Below are 7530 nucleotides of genomic sequence, written 5' to 3'. Positions count from 1 at the left end.
ATGCGGCTACATGAGCTCTAGTACCAGTATCTTTATGATCCTGGTTTTGTGTTGAGATCACAGCACCTGGTTTGGATGCGGCTACATGATCTCTATTCGCAGTATCCTTGTGATCCTGGTTTTGTGTCGAGATCACGGCATCTGGTTTGGATGCGGCCTCATGATCTTTAGTCTCAGTATCTTTATTAGCCTGGCTTTGTGTTGAGATAACAGCACCTAGTTTGGATGCGGCCTCATGATCTTTAGTCTCAGTATCTTTATGAGCCTGGCTTTGTGTTGAGATAACTGCACTTAGTTTGGATGCGGCCACATGATCTCTATTCGCAGTATCCTTGTGATCCTGGTTTTGTGTTGAGAGTACGTTTTTTTGCTCTTCTCTTACACTATTTGCTGTTTGTGGCGATACCTTCTGATAGTTATATTGCTGTGAAGACTGTGAGCTGTTGTAGTCGCCTAGAATGCTAGTTGATGAGGGCTGATGAGTCTTTTGCTCTTGTTGTCTTGTAGAGTTATTGAGGCCATTCAACTTCTGAACGCCATAGTTCAGAGTATTTTTTGAATTAGCTTTAGCTTTCTGAGCTAATAAGTTAGGGCGTTGCTCATTTCTAAGAGCAATAAGAGTTTTCAGGTCGTCAAAACTTATTTTAAGGTGAGTATGAGATGGCTGTGCCTTATGGCATTCTATGCACAAAACTTTTAGGTTTTTGAAATTATTGTCACTTTTTACTCCGTTTATGTGATGGGTATGGAGTAGGCCTGGGTGCTTGCTAAGATCAACACCACAATTTTGGCAGCAATATCCAGTTAGAGTTTTACGTGCTTTCGATATTTGTTTCCAGTTGTCCGCATACACTGAACTGTTATTTATTTTGCTTGCAGCACTAGGTAGCTGTTTGAAGAAAGATGAATATGATTTAAAGAACTCTTCAAGATCAAAATATTCGTAGATGCTATATTTTTCGAGGCTTTTATTGTAGTTATTATAGTTGAGTTTAATAAGACAGGCCTTACATACTCTAAGTCTGACTGTAGATTCTTGTTGCGTATTGCGATAACTGCTTGTGGTGCCTGTAATTAAAAACTTCTCAGATGTATTTGTTGTAGCAATTAGGCGTTCAAATCTTCCAGCATTCTTTAAGTTAGTTATTGCGCCACAGTCAGCTACGTGATACTTGTTACGTTCATTTTCATCATGTATTGCTCTTTCATATTTAAAGCCATGATCTCTAATATATAGAACAACATGCTGACCCTTATAAGTCAGCAGTCCGTTCTGAATTTCAACCTCAGAGATAGTGATATCTTTGCCAGATTTAAGCTCAATAGCAATGCGCTCATACTCAGGAACTACCCAATTTGACTGAATATCTAAGCTAAAATCAGTAGTTTGTTCTGTAATGCGCCTTACAGCTTTCCATAAGGCGTCGAACTTATTGTTAAGTCTCATTGCTTTCACTCAACATGCGCTGTAGCTGCTTATCAGCATTAGTCAGAACTCTGAAGGTAACTCTTCGCGAAGCATCAGCATTTTCATTGCCTTCAGTGTCTGTAACAATATGGCTTGAGGAAAATCCAATTGCCGCTATGTGCTTTTTCATCCAAGTCTTTTGTTCTGATAGTTCAGGCATGGTTTGTACATGGAAAAGTACAGATCTAGTGCGCTCTTGCGACAGAATCATATTGTTTGCATAAGCCTCATCTTCAGAGGCTTTAGAGCTCCAGTAGGAGCTAGCGTGGCCCTCAATGCGGATTTCCTGAATACTGTCTCGATAATCCTCTAGTCTTCTCATATATCTCGGAAAGAAGTCATTTAGAATCTCTTCAAACTCAGGCTTTAACTTAGCAGAGCCAAACTCAAATAGAATCGATATATCTGTGAATTCAATTGAGAGAGTTTCACGATTAATTTTGGCACTCCACTTAGGCAAATCTTCGCGGAATTCATCCATTAATGAGTAGTAGATGGCATATTGAGTATTCTCATATGCCACAGCGATGTTGCGCATCTGATTGCGTTGCTCGTAAGCATGTCTCATAAGCGCGATACTAACAAACAGAAACACCATCATTAGGCCTGACATTAGATCTGATGAACTAACCCAGTGCTCAACATCATCTTTTTCAGAGGTATTATTGTTTAGCCCCTTTCTGGAGAATAATTTACTCAAACTCTGGAGCCCTCTTTGGTTGCAAGGTCATAGCGATCTGCAATAGTGTTGGCAATGGTTGCCAGTGCAGAGCCTAATGATTCAAGAGCATTATTCAGCTCCTGTGTCATAGCTTTATCAAGAGACATTAACTCATTCGCAATTTGCTCACGTATGGACTTAGAAATATCATCAACAGCACCTTCAATTTTGCTCATATTATTAATTATAGTAGTTTGTGCTGTATTGTAGGCCTCTTCGGCCATAGTATTAGCTGTCTTAGTGAAAGTGGTATATGCAGACTCAATAGATTTAGATGCATCATTACTTGTGTTAACAAGTTGCTGCTGTAATCGTGTTATTGAGTCGATTGCGTTATCTATAGCTTCCTTAGTTGCTATGTTAAAGTTATCCATATTAGTGCCAATAGCTTCAGTATTGCCTACAATCTTTTCAGCTGTAGATGCAAGAGCGCTCGTAGTTTGTTGCGTGGCTGTCTCCATGTTCTTTGCAGCTTCACTAACAGTTTTAGCAAGCTCATCAGTCATGGTATTGATGCACTTTTGAATCTCAGGCACAGCTTGGACAGCCTTTTCGCGGGTCTGTGCCAAAGTCTCCATGTGATGATCCATATCATCAATTTGAACTTGTTGAGCGGTAAGAAGCTTATCAAGGCTGTTCATGGTCTGAGGGATGGCTTGGGTAGTGTCAGCAATGGACACCATGGCATCTTTGCTCTGTTCTAAAAGCTCTACTGTAGCCTTGTATCTTTTCTCAAGTTCAATTAGATGCTCACGATACTCTTTTTGCCACTCTACCAGCTTACCAACTGCTTCGTTCAGCTGTTTAAAGTTCTCGCCAAATTGTTCTGTAAGCTGATTGTTGAAGTCGGTAATTACGTTCTTTAAAGCCTCGATAATCTGATCTGATGCAGCATGGGAAATCTTTTCAATAAAGATATCAAGCTGACCGCTGAGCTCTTTTCTAAAGTCATTAAATTCTTTGAGGCTAGTTTTGGACTGCTCATGTAGGTCATAGCGTAAGAGTCGAGTTTGTGAAAGCAAAGAGTTATCACCATCACTACCAATTGCAAGGAGCAGCTTTTCAAACTTACCAGAATGATCTTTCATGGTATTTAAGATTTCTTGCGCAATATCCTCTTCTTCTTGGAGCTCAGCTGCCTTGTCTTTACGCACCTTAAATGAAGTTAAGAGCTTAAATAGGATAGTGCCGCCCATACCTACAATACTGGTATTAAAGGCAGTCTTTAGGCCATTGAGTAATGAAGGGATACTATCGTCGATATTCTCAGGATCAAAGTCTTTAAGACCGTAAACAATGCCGATAAAGGTACCTAGGATACCCAGTGCTGTCATGAAAGCTGGGATGTACTCTTTGAAGCGTTGCTGTATGTTAAGAGCATGGCATGCCATGCCGACGAAGAAAGCGATAAAGATAAGGATAGTGATTGTCTGAGAAACATGATCCTCAAACAAACCGCCAAAGAAAGAATAGATACTGCTCATGTTTGATTGATAGCCACTATGGGTGAAAAGTGAGCAAATAATATCAAGAAAGAGCAGATATGTCATAAATTTATGGCATATATTTCATATGTATCTTGATGGTTTAACTGGATTCATGTCAAAACAGCCAAAATCAAGTAAAAATCAGATATTTTGGTTTGTATAGATACAAAGATTTAACATAATTATATGCTTAAGCGTATGTTTTAAGAAACTGTTTCTTGCTTAAGCATAGTTATACTTATGTAGGGCTATTAGTTTTGCCAATAGAAAATATGCTGGTTATAGACGGTGTGAAAGGTTTGTTGATAATTGGGCAGGATGTGGTGGCAGGAGAGTTTTGAAATGAAAAAGCCCGTATCGGAGGATACAGGCCTTTTAGATTGGGGCGATGCCCTTAATGAAAAGTTAGACTTAAGTTTGCGTCTAGCTAGACATTAGTCAACGAGGCTTAAAGCATCGTCGTCAGCAACGATGATTACGTCGCGGTGTAACTGGAGAACAGAAGCTGGGCACTCTGGGGTGATTGGGCCCTGGATGGTGTTCTTAATAGCCTCAGCCTTGTCCTTGCCAGATGCGATGAGTAATACGGTCTTAGCCATCATGATGGAACCGATACCCATGGTGTAAGCCTGACGTGGTACATCATCAGCAGAAGCAAAGAAGCGCTTGTTAGCTTCGATAGTGCTCTCGGTGAGGTCTACGCAGTGGGTGTTGCGCTCGAAAGATGGAGCTGGCTCGTTGAAGCCGATGTGACCATTGCGGCCGATACCTAAGAGCTGAATATCTACACCGCCCATGGACTCGATAACGCCGTCATAACGCTTGCACTCAGCAACTGCGTCTGGGTTCTTACCATTTGGCAGGTTGATGTTCTCTGGCTTGATGTTGATGTGGTCAAAGAGGTTGTGGTGCATGAAGTAAACGTAGGACTGATCGCTCTCCTTGCCAAGACCACGGTACTCGTCGAGGTTTACGGTCTTAACCTGGGAGAAGTCCAGATCGCCCTTCTTGTACCACTCGATCAGCTGCTTGTAGGTGCCAATAGGGCTGGAGCCAGTAGCTAAACCTAAAACGCAATCAGGCTTGAGGATAACCTGAGAAGAAATGATGTTTGCGGCTTTACGGCTTAACTCTTCATAGTTGCTGGCACGATAAATACGCATTTTAATCTCCTAGTCGAAAATCATAAAAAGTTTAGCAGGCAATCTACAGCGCACTAAAGACTACATAAGCGTAGTACCTTGATAGTTGTGAAGCCTAATGAAATCTGCCGTCTAGCTTGGTGATTATAAATTCACCATGCATCTTAGTGGCGGCTAAAGTAACAAAGCTTAATAGCACTGTGTGTGCATGTGAATCTAAAAAGATCACAAAGTCTAGTCACTTAATTTCAGCTGCAACTGCTGTTTAGTTAGTAAATATAGAGCAAAGTCCAATTGGCAGTCTACAGCTAAGTATACACCCTCACATTGATATGAGGCTGATATAAAACTTGTTTGTTAACCTAGCTTGGCATTTGTATGCGCAAGATTAATGATGGTTATAAAAGCTCATTTCTTATGAGCTTGTTCTAGTCATCAGCATAGAGTAGGTTACGCATAAAGTGTGTACCTTTGCCATCAGCATCACCATGCTCATCAGCGTCTTGAGCGTTATGGGTATGGTTGTGATCCTCTATTTCGTTGGCTAGTGTTGCAACTGATAGTAAACGCGGATTACAAAAAGCGCTGATCGCTCTGCCTGTCTTTTGTTTTGCATCAATTGCATCTTGTCCTAGCTTTTTACAAAGCTCGGTATAAATAAGATCAATAATGAAAATAACTGCAGCCTTAGAGTAAATAGAGCCAGAGTCTAAGAACGTCTCTCTGATCTCATAGAAGAGACTCTCATCAGACATCTTGGCTAGCGCACTGTCTTTGTCAGCTGTTATACCGAAGATCTTGCAGCCTTCTTGTTTAGCAAGCTCGCAGGCCTTGATGATCTCAGGAGTTGTTCCTGAGTTAGAGAAAGCAACGAGCAAATCACGGCGTTTGAGCATTGAACACATCATGAGCATTTCATGAGTTTCAATAAAAGCACGTGAATCTATTCCAATGCGATTGAACTTAAAGGCACTGTCTGCAGCAACAAAGCCACTATTACCTTTGCCAATAAAGTACACGCGGTTTGCCTTAAAGAAGAAAGAGGTAATTCGCGCAAGACTCTTATGATCGATACCTTTAGCAGTCCGTCTGATGGTATCAGTCATAAGCTGTGTAAGCTTGCTTACTGTGTCCTCTGAACTTTCATCTAAGGCAATGTTTACAGAGATCAGATGTCCGATGTTCTCACCAGAACCAACCTCTTTAGCTAGCGCAATCTTAAAAGCCTGCAGTGATTCATAACCAAACTTTCTAACAAATCTGGTGATAGTTGCATGTGAGACGCCACAGCTTTTAGCCATCTCTGAGATAGGCGCATTACAAACTTCTAAACCTTTGGCCTGGATGTAGTTCATCACAGCAAGGTCTGATTTGGTCATATTAGGCTTAGCTTGTTCGAGAGCTTCTAGTATGTGCATACTGCGTTTCCATATAAGTGAAGCGAGTACACTCAACTAGCCGTTCTAAGCGAATAGAACGTTATCAAAGTGCCCGCATGAAGACCTGAAACAAATTGGTTACTGCCAAAAGAGGAGTAACATTAAACTTTGTGTATTGTGAAGTTTGCATTGAAACCTTTCTCGAGGAGTTACCCTCAGTGTTTGACAAAAAGTTGTAACAAATCAGATAAATTTGGCGATGTTACAAATTTTCATCAATCAAAGATGATTATAGATCTATTATATGGAAAAAATTTTCACAATGCATGAAATTTTTAAAAATTTGCTCTACATCAAACTTCAATACAAAACTAAATCCAACAAAAGATGTGATTTATAAGCCGTTTAGAGTAACCATGGCGCGAGCAATTAATAAGTCTACCTCTGTCTTGGATGTCGTACATGCTGTTATATCGTATGCATGACATTAGTGGTGACAGGGATGTTGGCGTAAACAGGGAATAGGCGGATGGATTATGGTGAAGCCTGCAAACACGGAATAGGCGGATGGATTATGGTGAAGCCTGCAAACACGGATAGGCGTATGGATTATAGTGATCCTGGCAAACATGGAATAGGCGGTTAGATTATGGTGAAGCCTGCAAGCACGGAATAGGCGGATGGATTATGGTGAAGCCTGCAAACACGGAATAGGCGGTTAGATTATGGTGAAGCCTGCAAGCACGGAATAGGCGGTTGGATTATGGTGAAGACTGCAAACACAAAATAGCTGGTTAGAATGTGGTTAAGCCTGGCAACATGGAATAGGCGGTTAGATTATGGTGAAGCCTGCAAACACAAAATAGGTGGTTAGAATGTGGTTAAGCCTGGCAACATGGAATAGGCGGTTAGATTATGGTGAAGCCTGCAAGCACGGAATAGGCGGTTGGATTATGGTTAAGACTGCAAACACAAAATAGCTGGTTAGAATCTCCTTTGATCATATAACGATCAATATTGATATATATAATCATTGAATATCCCTTGTTTTATCGGTCAATATATAATATAATCACCTATCCATTTATTGACCGAGTACATAACCCCATGAAAGACTTCCTACCTCTACCATTCGACCTACCTGCAATCAAAGTAACCCGTAATGGAAAGTATTCGTATCTAACAACTTATCTGTCTATCTGGGAACCAGCCGTACTCGATGAAAATGGCAATGTTATTAAGAAGGGTCGAGCTCGTACAACGAATCGTAAAACTGTAGGCAAGCTTCTTTCAGAGGGCCTATCTGGTCTTGTTAAGTTCTCTACAGAATTCT

The 7530-nt window shown here is 40.8% G+C and carries 6 protein-coding genes; 1 reads left to right on the top strand and 5 read right to left on the bottom strand.

All coding sequences use genetic code 11. The annotated features are described in order from the left end of the window. The 5 genes from H524_RS16805 to H524_RS15645 all read right to left on the bottom strand — a co-directional run. On the bottom strand, positions 1-1447 hold a 1447-nt coding region (locus H524_RS16805; RefSeq protein ID WP_052339082.1), incomplete at its 3' end, for an HNH endonuclease. Beyond that, entirely contained in the window at positions 1437-2036 is a 600-nt protein-coding gene (locus H524_RS0111440) for an OmpA family protein (RefSeq protein WP_211232172.1), read from the bottom strand. The genes H524_RS0111440 and H524_RS16805, both read right to left, overlap by 11 nt. Positions 2037-2164: 128 nt before the next feature. Beyond that, positions 2165-3673 (bottom strand): hypothetical protein, encoded by a 1509-nt coding sequence (locus H524_RS16800; RefSeq protein WP_156907607.1) that lies wholly within the window; start codon positions 3671-3673, stop codon positions 2165-2167. Between the two features lie 437 nt (positions 3674-4110). Beyond that, positions 4111-4839 carry a glucosamine-6-phosphate deaminase gene (gene nagB, locus H524_RS0111425; protein WP_027940298.1) on the bottom strand — a complete coding sequence of 243 codons (729 nt, stop codon included), beginning with the start codon at positions 4837-4839 and terminating at the stop codon, positions 4111-4113. Positions 4840-5246: 407 nt separating this feature from the next. Next, entirely contained in the window at positions 5247-6236 is a 990-nt protein-coding gene (locus tag H524_RS15645) for a MurR/RpiR family transcriptional regulator (RefSeq protein ID WP_052339080.1), read from the bottom strand. A gap of 1068 nt (positions 6237-7304) precedes the next feature. On the opposite strand from H524_RS15645, the gene H524_RS15640 reads away from it, so the two are divergent. Beyond that, the coding region (locus H524_RS15640) for a hypothetical protein (protein ID WP_156907605.1) at positions 7305-7530 on the top strand (226 nt) is incomplete at its 3' end.

Source organism: Anaerobiospirillum succiniciproducens DSM 6400, from assembly GCF_000482845.1.
GTDB lineage: Bacteria > Pseudomonadota > Gammaproteobacteria > Enterobacterales > Succinivibrionaceae > Anaerobiospirillum > Anaerobiospirillum succiniciproducens.
Note: the sequence above shows the minus strand (reverse complement) of the source record. Positions and strands in the feature narration are given on the sequence as shown.

Bases quoted from the DNA above. Each gene is read 5' to 3' on its own strand.
- H524_RS15645 (WP_052339080.1), bottom strand. From the start codon at position 6,236: ATGCACATACTAGAAGCTCTCGAACAAGCTAAGCCTAATATGACCAAA.
- H524_RS16800 (WP_156907607.1), bottom strand. From the start codon at position 3,673: ATGAGCAGTATCTATTCTTTCTTTGGCGGTTTGTTTGAGGATCATGTT.
- H524_RS0111440 (WP_211232172.1), bottom strand. From the start codon at position 2,036: ATGAGACATGCTTACGAGCAACGCAATCAGATGCGCAACATCGCTGTG.
- nagB (WP_027940298.1), bottom strand. From the start codon at position 4,839: ATGCGTATTTATCGTGCCAGCAACTATGAAGAGTTAAGCCGTAAAGCC.